This is a genomic window from Mycoplasmopsis verecunda, from assembly GCF_033546915.1.
Taxonomy (GTDB): domain Bacteria; phylum Bacillota_I; class Bacilli_A; order Mycoplasmatales; family Metamycoplasmataceae; genus Mycoplasmopsis; species Mycoplasmopsis verecunda.
Map to the genome: position 1 here is coordinate 132,741 of NZ_CP137850.1, position 24,856 is coordinate 157,596.

The following is a 24,856-nucleotide window of genomic DNA, read 5'->3' on the forward strand; positions in this document are numbered from 1 at the left end:
TATAGGAGAAATAATGATTAAACATACAGAAGAAAAAGATAAAGCACAAATAGTTGTTACTGTTAAAGTTGATGCTTCTGAATTTCAAAAAAGATTAGAACAAGTTTCTAATGAATTAGCAAAAAAAGTTAAAGTAAAAGGGTACAGACCTGGCAAAGCACCAATTGAAAAAGCTAAAGCACATTTAAACCCAGAAGTGATTTTATCTGAGACTGTTAAACATTTCAGCAATAAACACTTTAATGAAGTTATCGAATATGCAGTTAAAAATGAAATTAAAGTTAATTCTCAACCATTATTATCATATGATTTAAATGATGATGGTTTAGTTCTTGACTATAAATTCGTTTTAATGCCAAATTTCGATGTTGATGTTAAAGATTTAAAAGTGAAATATACACCTGTTAAAGTTGCTAAAAGCGATGTGCAAGCAACTATTAAAGAATTAGAAGAAAATATGTCAACTGAAGTTGTAGTTGAAGAAGATGATGTAGAAACTCAATTAGGTGATACAGTAAATATTGATTTTAAAGGATTTATAGATAATGAACCTTTTGAAGGTGGAGAAGCTAAAGGATATAATTTAAAATTAGGTTCTAAAACGTTTATTCCAGGATTCGAAGATCAATTAGTAGGTAAGAAAAAAGGCTATGAAGGTGATGTAGAAGTAACATTCCCATCTGATTATTTTGTTAAAGAATACAGAGACAAAAAAGCAGTATTCCAAGTTAAAATCAATTCATTCAAAAGAGCAAAATTATTTAAACTAACAGATGAAAATGTAAATATTTTCCAAGATCCACAAGTTAAAGATATGAAGTCTTTAGAAAGTGTATTAAAAGGAAATATAAGAGTAAGAAAATTTATTGAAAATAATGTTTCATTCTACGAAGAACTAGTTAAACAAATTATTGCAAAAGCTAAACCAGTAATTCACGAATCATTCTTAACAGCACATGTTGAAAATAGCAAAAAAGAATTTGAAAACTCATTAAAACAATACGGAATTAAAAAACAAGAATATTTACAATTAATTAAATCTACAGAAAAAGATTTAGAAGCTGAATTCAAAAAACAAGCATTAGAACAAGTTACAAAAGCTGAAGCTTATAGATACTTAGTTGAAAAATATCATGTTAATGCTTCTGCTGAACAAATAGATGATTTTACACAAAAATTTGTATCATTTGGATTCTCAAGCGAATCAGCTCATGAATTTGTTATTTCATCATTAAGAATGTCATTAATTTTAAGTGATATCAACCCAGAACTAGCTGAAAAATTAGAAAAAGATTTTAATGAAATTGTAAAATAATTTTATTAATAGTGCAATTAGCACTATTTTTTTATACCTTATCTATAAGCATAAAAATAAATTTTTTTGTGATATGTAATACAAAAAAGTATTAAAATAGCGCTATGAAAAACTTAAAGGAAAAATTACTTAAAACACCACTTGGAGTCAACGGAGTTGCCCTAGGAACTATGGGTATTGCAACAACAGGAATATTTATTTTAGATCACTTTCAATATAGCTCTGTAGTAAGATGAATAGAATATGGAGTAGATTTACGTTGATTCCAGTTGGCATTGCAAATATTATGTATAACAATTTGTTTATTTTATATATCTTTAACATGTATAAGATATAGTTTGGAGCCTAGAACTATATATCATGAAATGAAAATACCTCATGTCGCAGGAATGATAGGTGTATTATTTCTTTGTTTCTGTCTATTAGGTAATTCATTTGGATGAATCTTTACAACATTTATTGCTGACAAGGAACTACGATATAATCTTTTAATAGCTCCAAGTATAATTGTTTTTATAGCAGTTACATGTCAATTTATTTATTTAGGTTTCTTTCTTAAAATTGTTCTGTTTAAGAAGGAAACATTTAAAGGTGAGGCTTATGCTTCATGATTTGTTCCATTAGTAGGATTAGCTATTTCAGCTGCATATTCAGATAATTTAGGTGATGTTTTACCATTATATTATTGACAAATTGTATGATTTGTAGGATTTGCAATATTCATAATAATGTATCCTTTTGTTTACTTTAAGTTTTTATTTAAACCTCATGCTAAAGAGGAAAATATTCCATCTATGGCTATATTTGCATCACCAGCAAATATGATGGCTGTGGGATTTCTTGTATCATTTAATCCACATAGAAATGACTTAGGTTTAAACATGACTGTATTTAATAATGCCGTGTTTTATCAAGTTATCTCAATTATCCTATTTTGTTTCGGAGCAATTTCGGTAGGATTATATTATGCTATTTTAGTTAAATCATTAATGATGAAAAAATATTCAATGACTTGAACTTCATTAACCTTCCCTGCAGCTGTTTCAGCAACTGGAACTATTAAGTTTGCAGAATATTTCTTCTTAAAAACTATAGACTCATATTCATTTGAGGGAGCATATTGAACACTTATAGTAATTGGTGTATTCTTATTCCTTACTTCTCTTGCACTCGTTATATTTTGTAATATTAAATATGGTATTATTATGAGAAAAATTTGATTTCCTGATAAAACTCAGCCTATTTTTAGAAAAAAAGCAGCATAAGCTGCATTTTTATTTCTCTGCGAATTTACCAAGCACAGTATTAATTCTTTCTTTTGTTGGCTCAACAACAATATATGTTCCCGCCACACAAGCATCAGCACCTACATTAAAGCATTCAGGGCCTGTTGTTGCATTGATTCCACCATCAACTTGAATTAAGTAATCATAGCTGTTATCATCTCTTAGATGTTTTAATTGTGCAATTTTATCAAGTGCAATTGGCATGAATTTTTGACCGCCCGCTCCAGGTTCAACTGACATCACTAAAACTAAAGCTAATCTATCTAAAAATGGTTTAATAGCATCAACAGATGTATTTGGTTTAATAGCTAATCCTATTTTTAAATCATGATAGTTTTTAGTTAAAAATTCATCAAATTTCTCTAAATCATCTTCGATTGCTTCGTAATGGAAAGTAATTATATCCACTATATCTTTAACTAATGACACATATTCATATGGGTTGATTACCATTAAGTGTGCATCCTTGATATGAGGAATACCGTTTTCTGAAATATTAGCAATTTCTTCAATTTGAATAGCTGTATTAGGAACAAATTTACCGTCCATAACATCATAGTGTATTCATTTTATACCGTTATTTACTAATGTATTTGCCATATCTAGTCTTTTGTCTACATCAACATTTAACAAGCTTGGTGTAACATATTTTTTCATATTATCTTTCTCCTTTTGATAATTCATCTAATAATTTAATATAGTTATTATATCTTATTTGTGGTATAAGCTTTGTACCAATATTTTGCTTTATAGCACAATTATCTATATTCTCATTATAATGTAAGCAATTTCTAAATTTACAACTTTTAGATAATTCTCTAAATATTTTAAAACTTTTGGATAATTGTTCTTTACTTAAATCTAATGTTAAAGATGAAAATCCTGGTGTATCAATTAAATATCCACCATTGAAATCAATTATTGATACAACTCTTGTTGTATGTTTACCACGTCCAAGGGCTTTTGATATTTCTTGTGTAGAAAATGAATGGTTACCGAGTGCATTTATAGTAGTAGTTTTACCTACTCCGCTTTGTCCCATAAAAACAGAATATTTTCCAGTGAAAATATCTATTAAATGATTATGGTTATATCCTGATACATTATCAATTAATTCGACATGATATTTCATTCCACGATATAATGAGGCAATTTGATTAGCTTCTTCTGGATTTAAATCACTTTTTGTGATAAATAATACTGGTTCAATGTTTTTACTCTCGATAATTGCAAAATATTTGTCAACTAAGAAGGATTGGAATTTTGGTTTTTCTATTGACATAAAAACAATCATTTGATCTATATTAGCTACCTTTGGTCTAATGAAGAAGTTTTCTCTAGGTAATATATTGACTATAACTCCATTTTCCACTATTACATTATCCCCAACTATTGGTGATTGTTCTAAATATCTTAGTTTACCTGATGCTGGTATCTCTAATGTTTCGTTATTTTCATTTCTTACAGTGTAAATTCCTGATACACTTTTTAAAACTTTATATTGCATTATAAGTACTCCAATAAAACTAGAGTTAATGAGATGCTAATTATTAATATAACAATAAATGAAAGTGAAGTTATTAAGAAAGCATTAGAATTTACAATGTCAGAAATTTTTCTCTTTTTCTTTAGAGATTTAGGATTTAATGGTTGTTCATATATTCTTTCAGGACTTAAACAAGTTTTTAAATCTTGTTGAAATTCGTAAACATTTTGATATCTATCTTCAGGGTGCTTTGCTGTAGCTTTTATAACAACATTACACATAGCTTGTGGTAAATCAACGAATTCCTTTGGGGATGGAAATTGATTTTTATAATGCATCATAATCGTGTCTTGATCTCTTGCACCTTCAAAAGGATATTGTCCGGTTAGCATTTCAAATAGAACGACTCCTAGAGCATATATATCAACAGCTTTTGTTATTTCTGCTCCTTTAATTGTATATTCAGGTGCAGCATAATAAGGACTGCAAATAACTGCATTAACTTTTGTTAATCTTTGGGATTCAGGTGTTAAACTAATTCCAAGATCAATTATTTTTACATTATGAGCATCATCAATAATTATATTTTGACTTTTTATATCTCTATGGATAACCCCATTATTATGTAGTTCACCAATTCCTTCAGCTATTTTATTGATATAAGTCTTAGCTTTTTTTACATTAAGTGAACCATTAGCTCTAATTATGTTATATAAAGTATTTCCTGAAATATATTCCATAACATAATATTGTTCAACATTATCACCGTAATAGTCAATTAACTTAGGTATATGTTTTGATTTAACTTTTCCTAAAAGTGTAGCTTCCTCTTTAAAACGTTGATAAGCAACTTTATCATATACATTAGACATAAATTTTAATGCATATTTGATATTGGTATTATTTTTAGGTGTTACTAAAAAAACAGTCCCCATTCCACCACTACCTAAAATAGTTTTAATAATGTATTTATTGTGAATTTTGGAGCTAGAAGGAACTGAAAAATTATTTGACATCATTTCCTCCATTTGTTATTTGTAATAAAACAAGAGTCATATTATCTGTTGATTCAGACACAATAGCTTCATCTAAAATTTGTTTTCCAATTAGCGATAATGCTTTGTCTTGCAATACATAATATTCTAACTCGTCTTTAGACATAAATCCATGCACTCCATCAGAAGTTAATAAAATTTTATTTATATTATCAAAACCTTTTGGCGATATTTCAAATAATTCAATCAGTGTATTGTAATTAGGTAAAACAGCACTAGTTAAATATTTTCTCATTTCAGGATTGTATTTTTCAACATCTTCTCCTTCAAGAATAAGTTGATTTTCTACATTATGATCAATTGTTACTTGAACTAACTTATCGCTTTTAGCAACATAACAACGGCTATCACCTGAATTAAATACTAAGATATTTTTTGTATTATGCAAAATTAAACACCCTACAGCAGTTGTTCCCATAGAGCTTTTTTCAGAATGTGCTGATGAAATTGATTTCAATGCAGATTTAGCTTTATCAAATGTTAAAAATATTCATTGCTTAGCAGTTATGTTATTTGATACATGAAAGTTATTGTAAAACTCAGTATTAAATATATCGATAACAGTTTGTGCAGCTACATCTCCATATGAATGTCCACCGATTCCGTCACACAAAATAGCAAGTGTAGCTTTTTCATTTTGAAAAACACTTGCTCTATCATCATTTTTTGGTCTAATTCCTTGCAATGATTCTAAGTAATAATTAATTTTCAATACCTAGCTCCTTATGAAGGATGGCACGAATTTCTTCTGCTGCTCTTTCAGGTACATCGTTAATAATCTTGTATTTGAAGATTTGTGAGTCAGCTATTTCTTCTTCGGCTTTCTTCAATCTTTGTTTTAATGTTTCGTTGTTTTCTGAACCACGTTTTAGTATTCTGTCTTTTAAATCTTGGACAGATGGCGGGGCAAGGAAAATAGTTATTAAATTATATTTTTCTGCTTCTTTTGAATCGCTAGAAAACTTTTTAATAATTTGCTTAGCACCATTGGTTTCAATTTCTAACATAGGCACTTTATGCTTATTGTGAATTTTATCTAATTCTGAGTATAATGTTCCATAGTAATTAGATAAGTGATATGAAAATTCGATAAATTTACGACTTTTAATTTTATCTCTAAATGTATCAACATCAATAAAGTGGTAATGGATACCGTCAAGCTCTCCTTCTCTAGGAAGTCTAGTAGTCGCAGAACAAGATAGCGATAAGTTTAACTCATCGTATTCAAAAAGCAATCTTTCTACAGTTCCTTTACCAACACCACTAGGTCCGGTAAAAATAATAATAGGGCTCTTTTTTGTATCCATAATTAAGGTTATTATATCATTAATTTATTTTTATATTCTTATATTTATTTTAATATTTATATTAAAATATAAATACTATGTTTTATAAATTTAATAAACCCACTGGTGTGTATGCAAACAAGACAGTCCGTTCATTGCAAAGAGAATTAAAAGCTTCAAAAATAGGACACATTGGTATTTTAGATCCTCTAGCTGAAGGATTAATGATTGTTGCAACTGATTTTGAAACAAAATTATTACAATATATTGATAATAAATCAAAGACATATATTGCGAAGGCTAAATTGCATTATTCAAGTGAAACTTATGATACTGATAGTGAATTAATTTTTCATAATGAAGAAAAAATATCATTAGAACAATTAATTAATGCTGTCAAATATATGAAAACAACTACGTCACAGTTACCTCCTATTTGGAGTGCAAAAAAAATCAGTGGTAAAAAAGCTTATGAGTATGCACGTAATGATGAACAAGTAATATTAAAAGAACAAAGTATTAATATTCATAAATATGAAATATTAAACTTCGATTATGATAAGCAGGAAGCCAAATTTTTAATTTCAGTATCAGAAGGGACATATATCCGTTCGTTATTAGTAGATACGGCTAAATATCTTAATATCCATTGTGTAATGAGCGAGTTAAAACGCATACAAGTTGGTAAAATTTCTCTAGGAAACTTACAGCCAAATGATTATGAATTAATACCAGTTGAAGAATTAATAAATTTAAAACAAATAGAATTATCTATACAAGATAAGAAATATATACAAAATGGAAATGCATTTTATTGTAAAAACGACAATGGCATGTATTTACTAATAAATCCAGCAAATAATTTAATATGTGCAATTGGTGAAATTAAGGATAATATATTTCAACCAAAAAAAGTTGCTTTGGAAAGGGTATAATGAAACAATTAAAAGATTTAATTAAAATTGCAGCATTTGATGTAGATGGAACAATTTTGCCTAATGGGACAACTCAATTTTCAATGAATACAAGAAAAATATTTCCATTATTAAAACTAAATGGAATTACAACTGTTATTTCATCAGCAAGAGAATTCGCAACAATAGGAGACTTTCTTGATCAACTAGATCCAGTAGATTATTTTATTGGAGCTAATGGTGCTTTTATTTTTGATAATAATAAAAAAGAATTTGTGTATAAAAATACATTAAAAAAAGATGAAGTTATCAAAATTTATAATGAATTTAAAGATAAAGTTAATGCAGTTGCTGTAGCCGATTTTGATAAAGTATTTAAAACACCTAATATGGATCTTTCATCTTGATTTATTCGTCCATTTATGACCAATTATTATAACTTTGATGAAAATGAATTATCAAATGATGATTTATATGTCATCACTTTAAATGTTGATAATTCTGATGAAATATCAAAAGAAATTAAAGAATTTATCGAAAATAATAATTTAAATATGGAAATATCAGCAAAATGGTCTAGAGGAATATTTATTGGACCTAAAAATGTATCAAAAAGTCACACATTAAATATCCTATGTGAAAAACTCGGTTATAAGATGAATGAAAACTTAATTGCTTTCGGGGACAGTAGCAATGATTATGAAATGTTAAGAGATGCATATTATGGTGTTGCTATGGAAAGAGCTAATGAATGAATTAAATCAGTAGCTAACGATATAGCTTTAGATTGTGAATATGATGGAGCTTATTTAAAATTAAAGGAATTGAAATTAATTTAATGAACGAATTAATAATTTATGATTTAGATGATTTTATAACAATGGAAAATGATAATTTCATATTAGGGTCATTTGAATCATTCCATTTAGGGCATTATCAATTATTAAAGGAAGCGCAAAGCAATGGTGGCAGAATTATATTAGTATGTTTTAATGCTGAAAAAGGTATGCCTAAGTTTAAGAAAAAAATTTTTACTGATAATTATGCTAAATATGAGCAGTTAGCTAGATTGCCTTTTGATGCAATCGTTCAGTTAGATTTTAATCGAATTAAGCATTTATCAGGAGAAGATTTTTTACTAGCTTTAGCTCAAAATCATTATGTAAACTTTATAGCAGGAAGTGACTTTAGATTTGGAAATAATGCTTCATTTACATTAGAAGACTTTGATAATGAAGAATATTATTCAAAATTTAAAATTCAACAAGTAGACTTATTGCAAGATATAAATTCAAAAATTTCAACATCGAAATTAAAAGAAAGTTTAGAGTTTGGAGATATTAATTTTATCAATTCACTATTAGTGTTTAATTATGCTTTCTCAGGCATACTAAATGAGCCAAATATAATTAAAACAATAGATAATTTATGCAAAATCCAAAGTGCAACATATTGTGCATTATTTCACATAGGCGAATTCGTTTATTATGGTGTAATGCATATTTCTCTTTCTGGAGTAAGAACATTAAAACTAATTAAATACGAAATTAATGATACAGTTATGAATACTAGAGTTGTAGTTGAAGTTGTGTCTAAAATTAGAACTATTATCTCAAATTATGATGATTATATAAATGATGAAGATATGCAAAGGGCTCAAGATTATTTTGCAAGAAAAATAATAGAAAATAAGAAGTAATTATTTAAAAATTTAAATTTCTCTATTTTTAAGAACTAAAGATTATTATGAATTTACTTCGATTTCATTTTAATCTTATATAATATCTAAAACTATAAACATAAATTTTAGACTTGGTTTTTATGAATATATTAGCTAGGTTTAAAACATAATAAAAGGAGAAAATATTATGGTTTCAAAAGAAAGAAAAGCAGAATTAGTTAAACAATTCGGAAAAAATCCTAAAGATACAGGTAACACAGCGGTTCAAATCGCTATTTTAACAGAAGATATTGAGTTATTAAAACCTCACTTCTTAAATAACCCTAAAGACAATCACTCAAAAAGAGGATTTTTAGCTAAAATAGCTCAACGTAAAGTTTTATTAAAACACTTAAGAGAAAACAACTTTGAAGAATACAACAAAGTTATTGAAGCTCTCAACATTCGTAAATAATATATTTTATGATTCAATGCATCAAGTTTTACTTGGTGCTTTTTTATATGACATAAACCGAAAAAGAATGAAAAATCAATATTTATATTTTAAAATCAAAATAAAAAATTCTATACATTTCCACAAAATACAAAAATAAGTCACAATTTGAAATTTAAAATTGTAAATAGTTAAGTTTTTCAATAAATGTGAAACATTTCGAGAAAATGAAAACATCATTGATATAAGACTATAATTCATTTATTAATTAGAAAGGAAAACAAGTGAAAATATGAATAAAAAAATTTTTAAAATATTGTCATTGATGTTAGGAATTACTCCGATTACAATTGCTCCATCTATGACTTATCAAAATAAAATTGAAAAAGAAGAATATCAAAATGAGTTCTTAATAAAAACAGAACTTGCAAGAATTGAAAGATTAGATGGTAATGTACACAATGTAGTATTTACTAAAATTATAAAAGACTTAAATGATAGAAAAGTTTTACTAATTGCATTTAATAATATTTATTCAATAGTTGATATTTCTACATTAATGAGCTTAGAAACAAAATGAATAGATATTTCAGAATATAAGGATAATAATAATTTATTTTATATACCTATACAAGGTTTATTTATAAAAATAAATGGCACTGATTATCAACAAATAGAATCTAAAGAAATTGTTAAATATAATGATATAAAGGATGATTATATTAGGTTATATTTAGAAAAAGACTCATTTTTCAAAGAGCAAGAGTATCAAAACAGAGAAGAAGAATTAAAACTAAAATTTAATAATGATAAATCTTTAATTGTTGACAAAAGAAATCCATACACTGAAATTAATGCTAGTGTCCACTATGGTAATGAGAAACTTTTTATATCGCAGCCAAATGTCAGTCATATTACTCCACATAGTTGATGATGATTAACAAGAGATAATTTCAGCAGAATGGGATATGATGATGATAGAGCAGATGAATATTTTAATAAAAGAATTTCGAGTGGATGATGTTGTTATAATGCTTTAGCAAATCTATTGTTATATAACGAAATATTCAAACATCCTGGAAAATTGTTTAGCAATGAAGAGTTTAATAAATATTTCACTTATGAATTGCATAATAGCAATGAACCTTATTATAGTTCTCCTATTTATAGATGAAATAAATTTAATGATAATGCAAGTTCAGATGATGAAAGAAAAACTCTTGTATATAACTTACATAAGTTAAATAATAAGAATTACAACAATTTTTCTATACCAAATACTGGAATGAATTTTAATAAGCTTTATAGAAAATTTGTTGAAGGAAAAGACACTGAAAAATATTATAGAGAAGTTTATAGTGATAGTTGATGATATACAGCACATTATGTGTGGGAATATATAACAAAAAGACATTTACCTGTTATAATGACAACAGTAAATGTCGACAAAAAATATAAGAGTTTTGACCATGCATTTGTGGTATATGGATATGATAATAAGACTAATCAATTTTTAATAACAAACTTATGAGGCAATAGGGAGACAAATGCATGTTTAATTAATTACCAATTGTGAGCAGGAAACTATTCATTCTTTACAATAATACCGCAAAATTATGATGAGAGCAAAGCACAACATGGTAAGTATTTTCTATATAAAGGTAAACACTATGATTGAAAATATATAGAGGAGGTAATGGTTTATGACAACACACTTTACAACAAAAAATAAAAAATGTTTTTTAATAATTTTAAATGTAATAATTATTGCATTAATTTTAACCGGATTTATTTCTCTTATTGTAATTCAGCAAAAGATAAAAATAGATCCTTTAAGAATTGTTGGATCACACAAAATTATTTTAAATAATAACCATTTTGTAGTAATGAATGATTGAGATGGATGAACTATGGATTATTGAGAAAGGGGTTTTTCTTCATATTTAATTGTTGGTTGATTATTATATGGCATTGAAGTATTTTGCCTAATGATAAACAATAAGTGATATTATTCATTGTTTCCTTTATTCTACATTAAGAAATTAAATATCTCTTATGAAGAAAAATGAAAAGAATTAACTATATTAATTATCTCATTGTTCACATTTATAATGTATTTCGTTTATGCTATCACAATGAATACTCTTTCTTGATATCAAGTATATTGAAAAGAACCGCAAATACCACAATTAGTTTTCTCTATTGTGTTATTAATCTACTATTTATTAATCCTATTATTTGATATTCTCAACAAAAATAAGATGAAATAGAAAATAAAAGAGAAATAATCAAAAAAATTCTGTAAGAGTGACTGTTATTAACAGTTGCTTTTTCTTAATAATATAAAAACAAAACACCATATACATAGATATGGTGTATTAAAGTATTATCTTCCTTTTTTAGCATTAAATCTAAATAAATAAGCAAATACTAATGATATTACAATAAATACTGAAACATAAGCCATTGATACATATCATTGCACATTATAATTAGCTAATGTGATATTAATTAGGCCTTGAGCTTTGCTAATATCTATAATAGATTCAAATGTGTAAAATCTTAATAAATTAGTAACTTGAGTTCCTGGTAGAACAGAAGCAAATCCTTTTAGTCAATCTGGAAACAGAGCTAGTGGAACAAAAGCTCCAATTAAGAAACCAACTATTGATGATAGCATTCCTATTAAACTAGAATATACTGCCACACTTTTTATAAAGCTAAATAAGAATGTAAATAATGTTGAGTTTAACACAGCTCCTAAAATAACTATTCCCAAAATTAAGAATCCTCTTCTTGCATCAAGCAACTGTATGGTTCCATTTCCTAGCATATAGAATACAAATAATATGTATAGAACTACACAAATTAATACATTTAGAATGACATTTACAATTAAATAACTAAAACGAATTAGTGCTGGTCTAATTGGAGTTATAGCTAAGTCATTAAATATTTTCTTTTCTGCATCTTGCACAATAAAGACACATAATGAAAGAGCTGTAGTAATTGTAGATAATGAAAGCAATCCAGTAAGCATTGAACCATCTACATATTGTTTTTGTATTTCTACATTAGTAATATTAGTAACTTGTGATGAGAATAAATATCTACCAAACAAAACAAAAGCAACAACTGTAATAATAGGAGAAAGAAAAGTCATAAATATTTTTCTAGGATCTTTGAAAAACATTATTAAATTTCTTTTAATTAATCAATTTAATTGATACATATTATCTGCCTACACTTTCTTGTTTTGTTACTGTTAGAAATACATCATCCATGGTACCTTTGATTAATTCATAATCTTGTAAAATTGGCCCGAATTTATTTACAAAATCTTGAGCTTCTTTATATGTGTTGAATTCAACAAAATATCTGCGGTCAGCATATTTAAAGCTAGCATTATGTGTTGTAAATAAATCTTCAAGAACTGAATTAGGCTCTTGATACACAAATATTTTAGTTTTAGAATATTGATTTTTTAATTCAGCTGGTGTACCTTCTGCTAATTTATGTCCTTTTTGTAGTATGATAGCATAATTACATCAGTTAGCTTCTTCCATATAGTGAGTTGTTAATAAAATTGTTAATCCTTTTTCAGTTTGGATTTTTCTCAAAATATTTCAAACTAGTTCACGTGAATTAGGGTCCAAGCCAGTAGTAGGTTCATCTAAGAATAAAATTTCCGGCTTATGAACAAGAGCTCTAGCTATATCCACTCTTCTTCTTTGCCCACCTGAAAGTGAACCATAAGATTTTTTTAATAAATCATGTAATTGAAAATCATTAATTACATCATCAACTAATTCTTTTGTTGTTATATCTTTGAAAAATTTCTTATACATTGCAGCACGAGACATTAAATTATCATATACAGATAATTTCTCATCTAATATTGATTCTTGAAAAACAATTCCAATTTTGTTGTTAATATTTTTTGCTTGTTTAGTATCTAAATCAATGCCATCAACTTTTATTTTTCCAGAATTTTTTTTTACAATTCCAAGAATGATACTTAATGTTGTCGTTTTGCCAGCACCATTAAGGCCCAAAAAACCGAACAATTCTCCTTTTTTGACTTTGAAAGACAAATCATTCAGTGCTTTTATGTTCTTAAATGACTTAGACAAATTGTCTATTTCTAAAGAATATTTTTCACCCATCTTATCTCCTTTTATATCGATGTTTATATTTAAAATTATATTTTAAATATTATAGCAGTTATTAAAATATAAAATATTAGCAAATAACATAAAAATATGCTAAAATTATAAACATTATGAGTAAAAAAGATTATTATGAAGTTTTAGGAGTAGCTAAAACAGCTACAGAAAAAGAAATAAAAACAGCTTATAGAAAACTTGCAATGAAATATCACCCAGACAAGTTAAAAGATGGAACCAGTGATGAAAAAATGAAAGAATTAAATGAAGCATATGGAATTCTTTCTGATCCCGAAAAAAGAAAAATATACGACAATTATGGTGCTGATGCAGCTAATGGCCGTGGTTTTGCTGGGGCTGGTGCTAACTATAATGGGCAATATCAGCAACGTGGTGGATTTGAAGGCTTTGGTGGTTTCGAAGATATTTTTGAAAATATTTTTGGTGGATTTTCTGGTGGAAGCAGAAGTAGAAAAGCTTCAAACGGCGCAAGCATGAAATCAAGAGGCCGTGATTATAAATCTACTTTAAGTATTTCGTTCATGGATGCTATACATGGTACAACAATTAAACAAGAGTTAGATAAATGAGAATTATGTCTTTACTGTAATGGTACTGGAGCAGAAAATCCAAATGATGTTATCGCATGTAATGAGTGTAAAGGACAAGGTTATAAAACGGAATATGTTAATTCGTTTTTTGGACAACAAATGGTCCAATCCCCATGTGAAAAATGTGGTGGAACAGGTAAAATTGTTAAAACAAAATGTTCAAAATGTCGTGGTGAAAAATATATTAAAGTTAAAAAGACAGTGACTTTAAAAGTTCCTGAAGGAGCTCACAGTGGTTTAACATTAAAATTAGCAGGATATGGTGCACCAGGTCATAATGGTGGCGAGCCTGGAGATATGTTGATTAATGTAATAGTAATGGATCATCCATATTTTAGAAGAGATGGGCTTGATATAGAATTAGATTTCCCAGTTTCATTTGTTGATATAATGATGGAAAACACTGTTAAAGTTCCTACTCCATGAGGTGATGTTTCGATTGCGATGAAAAAATCATATCTAGATTCTAAAGTTATTAAAGTACCACAAAAAGGTGTTAAATACAAAGGTATGCAAGGTGATTTAAGATTAAACTTAAGAATCATTATTCCGGATTTTGATCGAAAAGACAGAAAACATATTGTTGAAACACTTTCAACAGTTAAAGATAATACAAATGAAAAATTTGTTAATAAAGTAAATATTGGATAATTAAAATACACTATAGAGCCATCAATATGGGTATAGTGTATTTTTCTTTTTTTAATTAGTTATTTAGTCTTCTTGATATCTTTTCATGCAAAAGGAAATTCTTTTGGGGTAGATCTGTATTTTGTGATTTCTACAACAAAATTATCTTTTGTTAGTTTCTCATTACCTGGTAATGAAAAAACTTCTAAAGAATAATCGAGTTTCTGTAAAATATCTGAAGCTTGATTTATTTCTTCTTGATATTTAGAACCTTTGATTAGTGACATTTTACCTTTGACTTTTACTAAATGAAATGATGACATTAGTAAAGAACGGATATCAGCAACAGCTCTTGCTGTAACTAAGTCAAATTTATTTTTTTCACTTATATCTTCACTTCTTGTTTGAACCACAGTCACATAATCTTTAAGATTTAATTTTAAAATGACTTCATTAAGAAAATTAACTCTTTTTCCAATAGGTTCGTAAATAGTAATATGATTAGATGGTTGAGTTAGTATATACGGAATTGATGGAAAACCAGCACCAGCACCAATATCTAGTATTTCACCGTCTGACAAATCACAAGTAATAAAGTCCATGAAATAAAGTGATTCTAAAATACCTTCTTCTCATAAACGATCGCCAGTAAAACCGGTTAAATTCATAACTTTATTTTTTTCCTCTATTAAATTTACATATGCTTCAAATAAAGAAAAATCATATCCATTTTTTTTACAATATTGCTTAACTAATTCTTTATTTTTCATTTCCATATTGTTTAATTTCTTCTTTCATTTGCTGATAAACACTAGTAATTGAGCTACCTTCTAATGTTGCATTAATAACTCTACCTAGAAAATCACCAAGTGAAACGATTTCGAGTTTTTTATATTTGTCTAACAATTCATGATTATCAATGCTATCTGTAACAATAACCTTTTCAATATTTGGATTATTTTCAAATACATCAAAGCCTTTAGTAAAAATACCATGAGTTGCCATTACTATTATTCTTTTAGCACCATGTTGTTTTAAAGTGTCTGCTGCTTTAATAATTGTTCCACCGGTATCGATAATATCATCAACAATAACAGCATTTCTATCTTCAATTGATCCGATTATACCCATAACTTCGGTTTGATTAACACCTGTACGACGTTTATCAATAATACAAATTTTAACTGTATCAGCTATTAATTCAGCTAATTTACGAGCGCGTACTGTTCCACCGTGATCAGGGGAAACAACGGTAAAATTAGTGTTAAGTTTTTTAAGTGCAACAGCTAGTGGATATTGACCACGTAAATCATCAACAGGAATATCGAAAAAACCTTGAATTGATGGATTGTGTAAATCTACACATGTTAATTTAGTTGCGCCAGCTTTTTGCAATAAGTCAGCAACTAATTTAGCACCAATTGGTTGTCTACCGCTAGCTTTACGATCTTGACGTGCATATCCGTAATAACTTAAGCATACATTTATTGTGCGTGCACTTGCTCTTTTTAATGAGTCAATAAATAATAATAATTCCATTATATTATCATTTACTGGACGACATGTACTTGCAATAATAAAAACATCTTTATCTCTGACGGTATCAGCTGCTCCAATCATAACTTCGCCATCAGCATAAACTGTACGATTAATTTCTGAAAGTGGAATACCCACAATTTCAGAAATTTTTTGTGCTAATTTTTGAGCATTTTTCATCCCAAAAATTACTGTTTCTCTCTTATTCATTTAAACCTCTTCAATTTTTAATTACCTAAATTTTACAGTTTTTTTCTTGTTATATTTTTAAATAATAAAAGTAATAAAAAAGTAGCATAAGCCACTAATCATTTCCTTCAGTATTAACAAGATCGACTATTCTTTTTGCAGCAATTGCACCATCAGAAGCCGCTGTAACAATTTGGCGAATCTCTTTAACTCTTATATCTCCGGCTGCAAAAATACCCGGCACAGAAGTTTCCATGTTTTCATCTGTTATAATAAACCCTTTATCATTTAAAATACCTAAATCTTGTAGGAATCAAGCTGTTGATTCCATTCCTATATAAGGGAAAAATGATGAAACTTTAATTTCTGTTTCATTACCATCAGCATCTTTTATAATTGCACTTTCTAATCTATCTTCTCCTTTTAGTTCAACTATTTGAGACATACGATAAATTTTTACATTAGGTAATTTATATAAATCTTGTACTAGTCTTCTTTCTGCCTTAAAATCATCACCACGAATTACTAAATGTACTTCAGAAGCTATACTTGAAAGATATGCTGATTCTTCGACAGCCGAATTACCATCTCCTAATACTAATGTAGGATTTTTTCCGAATAAAGGACCATCACAAATAGCACAAAAACTTACTCCACCTCTTTGAATAAATTTTTCAATGTTTTTAATAAATGTTGGTATTCTATTCTTCATTCCAGTGGCTATTAAAACAGCCTTTGCCTTTAAGACAGTTCCGCTTGATAAATATATTTCTTTTTCTGTATCTGAAATATTTCTAACTTCAACTACATTTCCATATAAATATTTTGCTCCATATTTTTCAGCATGTTTAAAGAAGTCTTGAGCTAATTGCCATCCTTCAATTATCTCTGTGCCAATTCAATTTTCTATTTTACTTGTAGCTGATAGTTTTCCACCAGGTGTGCCTTTCTCAACAAAAGCAACAGATAAATTTGCTCTTGAAGCATAAAGAGCAGCATTTAATCCTGCTGGCCCTCCACCAATTATAATTAAGTCAAAGTTCGTTTGTTCATTCATATATACTCCTTTTAATTATTGAATAAAATATGTGTAATTATTATATAGTAATTTGAGTTTTATATCATAGTAAAAGATAATTAATTAATGTTTAAATAATTAAAAAGTTAAAATTTAACTAAATTTTTATAAAAAATTTAACATTTTAATATTTAATCAATATTCGTGGGTAAAATTAGTCATAAAAAATGCATTCATAAGAATGCAAATTATGCTTTTATTTCTTTAGTTTTGAATCAAGCTAATAAGTGTTTTAAACTTGATCTATAAACATAATTTTGATATTGTTCTGGTTCTTTGTATTGATATGTGAATCTGTATTTTTCTAGTGTTCTAATGTATTTAACACTACAGAAGAATTGGAAATAAAGAATTCAACTAACCCCAAGCACAATGAAAATAATTGCAACATATGAATACAGACCATATGATTCTTCTCTAAGTGGCTCCATTGCAGCACGAGTTACACCATATCATAATAGATATAATCCACCAGATGTTCCTGGTTTTAATAAACCAAAGTAATTTATTATTCAACAAATAACTATATAACCAATTAAGTTTGCTAAACCTTCGTAAAGGAATAATGGATATCTATATGCACCTGTTAGTCCAAGAGCAGCAGTTGTATCATCAGATATATACATATTTCTTGCAAAAGTTTCACCTAGTGATAGAACACTGCTTCCACTTCAATCAATACGTCCATAGACTTCGTGGTTAGCATAGTTACCAAAACGACCAACAAATTGTCCGACTAAAACAGCTGGTAAAATGTAACTAAAACATTTTCTTAAATCGACATATTGACGTCTTGTATATAGATAAGCTGTATCAAGTAAAGCAGCAAGAATAACACCACCTTGTATACTTAATCCACCTTCCCAAATTGCATATCAATGCGAGTTAGGAAATGGATTTGCTGGACTATAAATTAAACGTTCTATTATAAAACCTAAACGACCACCTATAATCCCTGAAGGAACTGTTATGATAATAACAACAAACAAGATATTTAAATCTCATTTTTCTTTCATTCAGAAAAAAAATACTGTAAGTATAGAGAATAGAAAACCAAACATTAACATTAATGAATATAGGTGCATTTCATATCCACCAATATTAAATAAAATTGTTGGTTGTCCTTCAGGTATAGCGGTATCAGGTAAAAATGAAGGTAAATTATTCATCATTCTCCTTTAACGATCTTTCATATATTGTGTCAACAACATTCATACCCGCATTACGTGCTAAAAATGTGTTAACGGCAGCTTTGATTAAAGAAGCTGCTGAACCACCTTCTTTAATTGGAATTTGCATTTTTTTAATAGATCTACCAAATATAGGATATTCTAGGTATTCGGTTCCTAAACGATCAAAGTCAGTTTTTTCTTCTTGTCTTACTAGTTCTATTACTAAATCAATAACAGAAGATTTTGCAACTGATGAAATTCCATATAGTTGAGTAACATCTACTAAACCGATTCCACGAATTTCTAAGAAATTACGAGTAATGGCAGGTGATGAACCGATAAAGATATTTCCATTATCCTTAATTAAAACAGCATCATCAGATATTAAAACACTTCCTTGTTGTACTAATTGCAATGCTGCTTCGGATTTTCCGATTCCTGAATCCCCGGTGATTAATACCCCGGTTCCACCAATTAAAACAAGGGTTCCGTGTACTTGTGTAACTTCTCCAAAATAATTGTTCAAATATGAACCAATATTTGTCGAAATATAAGAGGTTGACATTCTAACTAATGCAATAGGAATTCTATATTTATTAGCTACATCAATTACTCAATTGATAGCTGGTTTATTAAATCCCTTTGATAATATTACTATCGGTGGCTTACGAGAAAAAACTCATTCAAGGGACTCATAAGCCTTTTTCTTACCAACAAGTGAAAATCAAATAGATTCAGCTGTTCCTCAAGCTATAACATTTTTTGAAATACGATCGTTTTCAAATTGTTCTGCCAATTCAAGCCCGACACGTTTAATTGCTGGTTGATAAATATCATTATAATCAAGATCGATATCTTTACTATTAACAATGTTTAAGTCAAAGAAATCGATGATTTTTTTAACATTCATTTTCTTCTTATCTTTACTCATAAGCTTCCTTAATATAAATTTATTAAATTATAAAAGATATTATCTTATTTTTAATAAGATAATCACTTTTTTATTAACTTGTTAAAAATATGTATTAAATCAAATTTTTATATAAATGTAATTAATTTAATATTTTGTTTAAAAATTGTCCAGTATAACTTTTTGGATTTTGTGCAACTTGTTCAGGAGTTCCGCTAGCTACAACTTGACCACCATGTATTCCACCATCTGGCCCTAGATCTATTATGTAGTCACATGATTTGATAACATCTAAATTATGTTCTATAACAACTACAGTATCGCCTTCATTAACTATTCTATTTAATATTGCAATTAATTTTTTGACATCATGTGTATGTAAACCTGTAGTGGGTTCATCAAGGACATAAACAGTTTTTCCAGTAGGTTTCTTTTGTAAATATGTAGCTAATTTAACTCTTTGTGCCTCACCACCACTTAAAGTTGTGGACATTTGGCCAAGTTGAATATAACCCAATCCAACATCACTTAGAATTTGTAATTTCTCTACAATCTTAGTTTTGTGATCGAAGAAGTTTAGTGCTTCTTCAACAGACATTTCTAAAACTTGTGAAATGTCTCTATTATGGTATTTAATTTCTAATGTTTCACGATTATATCTTTTACCATCACATTGATCACAAGGTACATAAACATCAGGTAAAAAATGCATTTCAATTTTAAGAAAACCATCTCCACTGCATTTTTCACATCTTCCACCAGGTACATTAAAACTAAAGCGAGATTTAGTATATCCCCTAGCTCTAGATTCTTCAATAGAACCAAAAATATCTCTAATATCATCAAATACACCAGTATATGTAGCAGGATTAGAACGCGGTGTTCTTCCGATTGGAGATTGATTAACAGCGATTACCTTATCAATATTATTTAATCCTTGAATAGAACTAAATTTAGCTCTTTTACTATTTAATGCATCACTTAGTCCTAATGCATGTTGTATCCCACGAACAAATATTTCATTTATCAATGTACTTTTACCTGAACCAGAAACACCAGTAATTCCTACAAGCATCCCAAGCGGAATAGTTACATCAATGTTTTTTAAATTATTTTCTCTAGCTCCTTTTATAGTTATTGATTTTTTATTTCCAGCCCTACGATATGTAGGAATATCAATTTTCCATTCATGAGATAAATATTTACCAGTTATTGATATAGGGTTAGCAATAATATCATCTAGAGAACCTTGAGCTATAACTTGGCCACCATGTATTCCAGCTTCTGGGCCAATATCTACAATATAATCAGCAGAATACATTGTATCTTCATCATGTTCAACAACAATAAGAGTATTTCCTATTTCAACCATTTTCTTTAATGTATCTATTAATTTTAAATTATCTTTTTGATGAAGACCAATAGAAGGTTCATCAAGTACATACAATACTCCTGTTAAATTAGAACCGATTTGAGTAGCCAATCTAATTCTTTGAGCCTCACCACCGCTTAAAGTTTCAGCATTACGATTCAGAGTTAAATAATCTAAACCAACATTTTTAAGGAATGTTAAACGATCTATTAATTCCTTAGTAATTAAATTCGATATTTGCTTGTCTTGTTCATTTAATTTTGTAACTAATTCAATAATAGCATCTAAACAATCTTCTACAGAAAGCAATGTGTATTGATAAATATTTTTGCTATCAATTTTAACAGCCAAAGCGGATTGATTTAATCTTGAACCATTACATATTGAACACGCAAAAGAGCCCATGTATTTATTTAAATAATCTCTACGACGGTCTGAAGAAGTTTCGTAGTATAATTTTTCAATTTTAGTTACTATACCATCAATTTCTTTATCTCTACGAATAACATTATTCGAAGATGATTTTAAAGCATAAGCAATGGGTTGATCTGAACCGTATTTAATGATATTTCTTTCTTCTTCGGTTAGCTCATCGATAGGAGTGTTTTTATCTATACCATAATGAATTAATAATTGATCAAATTCTTGTCATTCCAAATTTGTAGTATTAACAGTATTTTCAAAATATTTAATTCCACCTTGATTAATTGTTCTTCAAGGTTCAGGAACAATAGCATCAAAATCAGCTTTAAATTCAACTCCAAGTCCTTTACAGTTATCACACATTCCATATGGTGCATTAAAAGAGAATAATCTAGTTTCTATTTTAGGCATGTTAAAGTCTTTATATATACATGAGTGAGTTTTTGAATATGTGTATATTTTATTATTCTCTACATCTTCAACTTTAATTAGACCACCAGAATGATTTGTTGCTATATCAAGGGCTTCTGCAATTCTATTGTAATTACTTTCATTTAGAACAACACGGTCTATTACTAAATCAATATTATGTTTATTGTTTTTGTTTAGTTGAATATTATCATCTAGCATTAAAATATCACCATCAACTTTAACACGCATAAATCCTTCTTTACGCAGTTTATCAAAGAGATTTTGATGTGTACCTTTTTCACCTTCAACTAAAGGAGCATATATAATTAATTTAGAATTTTCAGGTAATTCACAAATAGAATTTAAAATATCTTTTGAAGTTTGAGAAGAAATTTCAATATTATGATTTGGACAAAAAGGTTTCCCTATACGAGCAAAAAGTAATCTAAAGTAATCATATATTTCTGTTACTGTGCCAACAGTAGAACGTGGATTATTATGTGTTGTTTTTTGTTCAATAGAAATAGAAGGAGATAATCCTTCAATTTTATCAACATCAGGCTTTTTAGTACCACCTAAAAACATACGAGCATATGAAGATAATGAATCTACATATCTACGACGCCCTTCTTCATAAATAGTGTTAAAAGCTAGAGAACTTTTTCCACTACCGCTTAGTCCAGTGAATACAATTAATTTATTTTTAGGAATCGTTAAATTAACATTTTTTAAGTTATTTTCTCTAGCTCCTTGAATAATTAATTTATCTTCTTTATTCATCTTCTTCTCCTTCCTCTATCTCTGTTTCAGGTTTATACGTGAAATCTGATTGTAGTTCAAGTAATATATCTCTTAATTGTATAGCTCTTTCATAGTCAAACATTTTAGCTGCTTCTTCCATTTGTCTTCTGATTTCAGAAATAACTTTTTCATTTTCTTTTTTATCTGGTTTTTGTTTGTTTTGTGTTTTAGCCATAATTGCTTCAATTGCATTAGATATATCGTGCCCTTGAATTGGTTCTGGAATAGGTTTAATAATTGTTTTAGGGGTTATATTATGTTTCTTATTATAATCTAGTTGTAATTGTCTTTTTTCATTATTATCATCAATACATTGTTGCATAGCAGGAGTTATTTTATCAGCATAAAAAATTGCTTGACCATTCACATTTCTTGCGGCTCTTCCTGTAATTTGGATTAAACTTTCAGCATTACGCATAAATCCTTCTTTATCTGCATCTATAACAATTACTTTGGAAACTTCAGGTATATCCATTCCTTCACGTAAAAGGTTGATAGCAACAACAACTTCGTAAGTTCCTTTACGGAGTTTTCTTAAAATTTCATTACGTTGAAAAGTATTTAAACCATAATGTAAATAAGCTGATTTAATCCCTTTTTCTTGTAGATATGCAGATAAATGTTCAGCTTGTTTCTTAGATCAAGTTAAAATAATACTTCTTGAATCACTTTCTCGTTGTTTGATTAGTGTATCATAAATATCTTCTATTTGATGTTTTGTTGGTTTTATTATGATTTCTGGGTCAACTAAACCAGTTGGACGAACAAATAATTTAGTGATATTATCTTCAGATTTATTTAATTCATATTGTCTAGGAGTTGCTGATATATATATCTTGAAGAAATCAAATTCTTGCTCAAATTCTTTGAAAACTAACGGACGATTTTCGAGTGCAGAAGGTAATCTATATCCATAATTAACTAAATTTTCTTTTCTTTTTCTATCTCCTTTATACATACCGTCAACTTGTGGAATTAATTTATGAGATTCATCAAGAAACATTAAAGAATCTTTAGGGAAATAATCTAGTATTGTGTAAGGTCTTTGCCCAAAATCACGTCCATCAAGATACATTGAATAGTTTTCAATTCCTTTGCAAATACCAAATTCTTGCATTTCATCAATATCATTCTTAACTCTTTGGTTTATTCTATCAGCTAGAACTATCTTATGTTCTTTTTTAAAATAAGCGATTCTTTTATCTAATTCATCTTTAATTTTAGGAATAATTACATCATATATTGAGTTTTCTGTAGCATATGCATTTCCAGGTGATAAAACATAAATATTATCTTTTCTAATTATTTCTTTTGTTAATGGGTCAACAACAGCTATTTCTTCGATTTCGTCTCCAAAGAAACTGATTCTAACTGTTTTTTCTTCATCGTCAGCAGGGCGAACGAAAATTACATCACCTTTTGCAGTGAATTCACCAACTTCTTGCACAGTATCATTTCTGTCATATTTAATTTGAATTAATTTATTAATAAATTCTTTAACCGAAATTGGTTGATGGATATAAAATCTAAAAAATGAATCTTTATAAACTTCAGGATTTAAAGCACCATAAATAGCACTAACACTAGCTACCACTATTACATCTTTTCTTGTAAGTAGCGAATTAATAGAACTTAAACGAAGGATTTCTATTTGTTCATTTGTTTTTGAATCCTTATCAATATAAACATCTGTATCTGGTTTGTAAGCTTCTGGACGATAATAGTCAAAATAAGAAATAAAGTATTCCACAGCATTCTCTGGAAAGAAACTTTTTAGCTCACTATAAAGTTGAGAAGCTAGAGTTTTTGTGTGAGACAATACAATTACTGGACGATCAAATTCCTTTATAACATTAGCAATCGTAAAGGTTTTTCCTGAACCAGTTACACCTTGAAGAACTTGTTCTCTAACATTATTTTTTATTCCATTAACTAGCTGTTCAATTGCTTTCGGTTGGTCACCAGCTGGTTGATAATTTGCATGTAATTTAAATATTCCCATAAGTTTTTAAATTATAATCTTTTTGCTTGTTTATCAAAATGGCAAAAATATAGAATTTAGCACAAATAAACCTTGAAATGAATATTTTTATCAGTTTAA

At 28.1% G+C, this 24,856-nt stretch carries 23 protein-coding genes; 9 read left to right on the forward strand and 14 right to left on the reverse strand.

The window, feature by feature from the left end; translation table 4 throughout:
- Window positions 1-13: 13 nt before the first annotated feature.
- Window positions 14-1,315, forward strand: coding sequence for a trigger factor (gene tig / locus SAM46_RS00650; protein WP_078746926.1), 1,302 nt, complete (start codon window positions 14-16; stop codon window positions 1,313-1,315).
- A gap of 104 nt (window positions 1,316-1,419) precedes the next feature.
- Window positions 1,420-2,580 (forward strand): SLAC1 family transporter, encoded by a 1,161-nt coding sequence (locus SAM46_RS00655; RefSeq protein WP_078746925.1) that lies wholly within the window; start codon window positions 1,420-1,422, stop codon window positions 2,578-2,580.
- A gap of 9 nt (window positions 2,581-2,589) precedes the next feature.
- Here SAM46_RS00655 and SAM46_RS00660 read toward each other — a convergent pair whose 3' ends face one another.
- From SAM46_RS00660 to gmk, 5 genes are read right to left on the reverse strand one after another with little or no spacing between them, the layout of a single operon-like run.
- The gene (locus tag SAM46_RS00660) at window positions 2,590-3,258 is read right to left on the reverse strand and encodes a ribulose-phosphate 3-epimerase (RefSeq protein ID WP_078746924.1); all 669 of its coding nucleotides are present in this window, start codon (window positions 3,256-3,258) and stop codon (window positions 2,590-2,592) included.
- Window position 3,259: 1 nt separating this feature from the next.
- Window positions 3,260-4,108 (reverse strand): ribosome small subunit-dependent GTPase A, encoded by an 849-nt coding sequence (gene rsgA / locus SAM46_RS00665; protein ID WP_078746923.1) that lies wholly within the window; start codon window positions 4,106-4,108, stop codon window positions 3,260-3,262.
- Window positions 4,108-5,103 carry a serine/threonine protein kinase gene (locus tag SAM46_RS00670; RefSeq protein WP_318024787.1) on the reverse strand — a complete coding sequence of 332 codons (996 nt, stop codon included), beginning with the start codon at window positions 5,101-5,103 and terminating at the stop codon, window positions 4,108-4,110. Before SAM46_RS00670 ends, rsgA begins: the two co-directional genes overlap by 1 nt.
- Window positions 5,093-5,854 (reverse strand): PP2C family protein-serine/threonine phosphatase, encoded by a 762-nt coding sequence (locus SAM46_RS00675; RefSeq protein ID WP_078746921.1) that lies wholly within the window; start codon window positions 5,852-5,854, stop codon window positions 5,093-5,095. The genes SAM46_RS00670 and SAM46_RS00675 overlap by 11 nt, the downstream gene beginning before the upstream one ends.
- Window positions 5,844-6,449, reverse strand: a complete 606-nt coding sequence (gene gmk / locus SAM46_RS00680; RefSeq protein ID WP_078746920.1) for a guanylate kinase — start codon at window positions 6,447-6,449, stop codon at window positions 5,844-5,846. The genes SAM46_RS00675 and gmk overlap by 11 nt, the downstream gene beginning before the upstream one ends.
- A gap of 77 nt (window positions 6,450-6,526) precedes the next feature.
- On the opposite strand from gmk, the gene truB reads away from it, so the two are divergent.
- The 6 genes from truB (at window position 6,527) to SAM46_RS00710 (ending at window position 11,726) form a co-directional block, all read left to right on the forward strand.
- Window positions 6,527-7,363 (forward strand): tRNA pseudouridine(55) synthase TruB, encoded by an 837-nt coding sequence (gene truB / locus SAM46_RS00685; RefSeq protein ID WP_078746919.1) that lies wholly within the window; start codon window positions 6,527-6,529, stop codon window positions 7,361-7,363.
- Complete coding sequence (locus tag SAM46_RS00690) at window positions 7,363-8,181, forward strand: YcsE-related riboflavin metabolism phosphatase (protein WP_078746918.1); 819 nt, start codon at window positions 7,363-7,365, stop codon at window positions 8,179-8,181. Before truB ends, SAM46_RS00690 begins: the two co-directional genes overlap by 1 nt.
- Window positions 8,181-9,041 (forward strand): FAD synthase, encoded by an 861-nt coding sequence (locus SAM46_RS00695; RefSeq protein ID WP_078746917.1) that lies wholly within the window; start codon window positions 8,181-8,183, stop codon window positions 9,039-9,041. Before SAM46_RS00690 ends, SAM46_RS00695 begins: the two co-directional genes overlap by 1 nt.
- 169 nt (window positions 9,042-9,210) lie before the next feature.
- Window positions 9,211-9,477 (forward strand): 30S ribosomal protein S15, encoded by a 267-nt coding sequence (gene rpsO / locus SAM46_RS00700; RefSeq protein ID WP_078746916.1) that lies wholly within the window; start codon window positions 9,211-9,213, stop codon window positions 9,475-9,477.
- Between the two features lie 271 nt (window positions 9,478-9,748).
- Window positions 9,749-11,188, forward strand: a complete 1,440-nt coding sequence (locus tag SAM46_RS00705) for a putative cysteine peptidase (protein ID WP_318635602.1) — start codon at window positions 9,749-9,751, stop codon at window positions 11,186-11,188.
- A complete protein-coding gene (locus SAM46_RS00710; protein WP_078746914.1) occupies window positions 11,160-11,726 on the forward strand; it encodes a hypothetical protein in 567 nt (188 codons plus the stop codon). The genes SAM46_RS00705 and SAM46_RS00710 overlap by 29 nt, the downstream gene beginning before the upstream one ends.
- A 116-nt stretch (window positions 11,727-11,842) precedes the next feature.
- Here SAM46_RS00710 and SAM46_RS00715 read toward each other — a convergent pair whose 3' ends face one another.
- Window positions 11,843-12,688, reverse strand: a complete 846-nt coding sequence (locus SAM46_RS00715) for an ABC transporter permease (RefSeq protein ID WP_078746913.1) — start codon at window positions 12,686-12,688, stop codon at window positions 11,843-11,845.
- A 1-nt stretch (window position 12,689) separates the two neighbouring features.
- Window positions 12,690-13,622: an ABC transporter ATP-binding protein gene (locus tag SAM46_RS00720; RefSeq protein ID WP_078746912.1), complete on the reverse strand. Its 933-nt coding sequence runs from the start codon at window positions 13,620-13,622 to the stop codon at window positions 12,690-12,692.
- A 116-nt stretch (window positions 13,623-13,738) separates the two neighbouring features.
- Between SAM46_RS00720 and SAM46_RS00725 the strand changes: the two genes are divergently transcribed.
- On the forward strand, window positions 13,739-14,884 hold the full coding sequence (locus SAM46_RS00725; RefSeq protein WP_235645889.1) for a DnaJ C-terminal domain-containing protein: 1,146 nt from the start codon (window positions 13,739-13,741) through the stop codon (window positions 14,882-14,884).
- A 59-nt stretch (window positions 14,885-14,943) separates the two neighbouring features.
- Here SAM46_RS00725 and rsmG read toward each other — a convergent pair whose 3' ends face one another.
- The 7 genes from rsmG to uvrB all read right to left on the reverse strand — a co-directional run bounded on the left by rsmG (window position 14,944) and on the right by uvrB (window position 24,757).
- Entirely contained in the window at window positions 14,944-15,633 is a 690-nt protein-coding gene (rsmG, locus tag SAM46_RS00730) for a 16S rRNA (guanine(527)-N(7))-methyltransferase RsmG (protein ID WP_078746971.1), read from the reverse strand.
- Window positions 15,623-16,609 carry a ribose-phosphate pyrophosphokinase gene (locus tag SAM46_RS00735; protein WP_078746910.1) on the reverse strand — a complete coding sequence of 329 codons (987 nt, stop codon included), beginning with the start codon at window positions 16,607-16,609 and terminating at the stop codon, window positions 15,623-15,625. Before SAM46_RS00735 ends, rsmG begins: the two co-directional genes overlap by 11 nt.
- Before the next feature lie 94 nt (window positions 16,610-16,703).
- Window positions 16,704-17,645: an NAD(P)/FAD-dependent oxidoreductase gene (locus tag SAM46_RS00740; RefSeq protein WP_078746909.1), complete on the reverse strand. Its 942-nt coding sequence runs from the start codon at window positions 17,643-17,645 to the stop codon at window positions 16,704-16,706.
- Window positions 17,646-17,854: 209 nt separating this feature from the next.
- On the reverse strand, window positions 17,855-18,838 hold the full coding sequence (lgt, locus tag SAM46_RS00745; protein ID WP_318635603.1) for a prolipoprotein diacylglyceryl transferase: 984 nt from the start codon (window positions 18,836-18,838) through the stop codon (window positions 17,855-17,857).
- A complete protein-coding gene (gene hprK / locus SAM46_RS00750) occupies window positions 18,828-19,769 on the reverse strand; it encodes an HPr(Ser) kinase/phosphatase (RefSeq protein WP_078746907.1) in 942 nt (313 codons plus the stop codon). Before hprK ends, lgt begins: the two co-directional genes overlap by 11 nt.
- 121 nt (window positions 19,770-19,890) lie before the next feature.
- A complete protein-coding gene (gene uvrA / locus SAM46_RS00755) occupies window positions 19,891-22,734 on the reverse strand; it encodes an excinuclease ABC subunit UvrA (RefSeq protein WP_078746906.1) in 2,844 nt (947 codons plus the stop codon).
- Window positions 22,727-24,757, reverse strand: coding sequence for an excinuclease ABC subunit UvrB (gene uvrB, locus SAM46_RS00760; RefSeq protein ID WP_078746905.1), 2,031 nt, complete (start codon window positions 24,755-24,757; stop codon window positions 22,727-22,729). The genes uvrA and uvrB overlap by 8 nt, the downstream gene beginning before the upstream one ends.
- Between the last annotated feature and the right edge of the window lie 99 nt (window positions 24,758-24,856).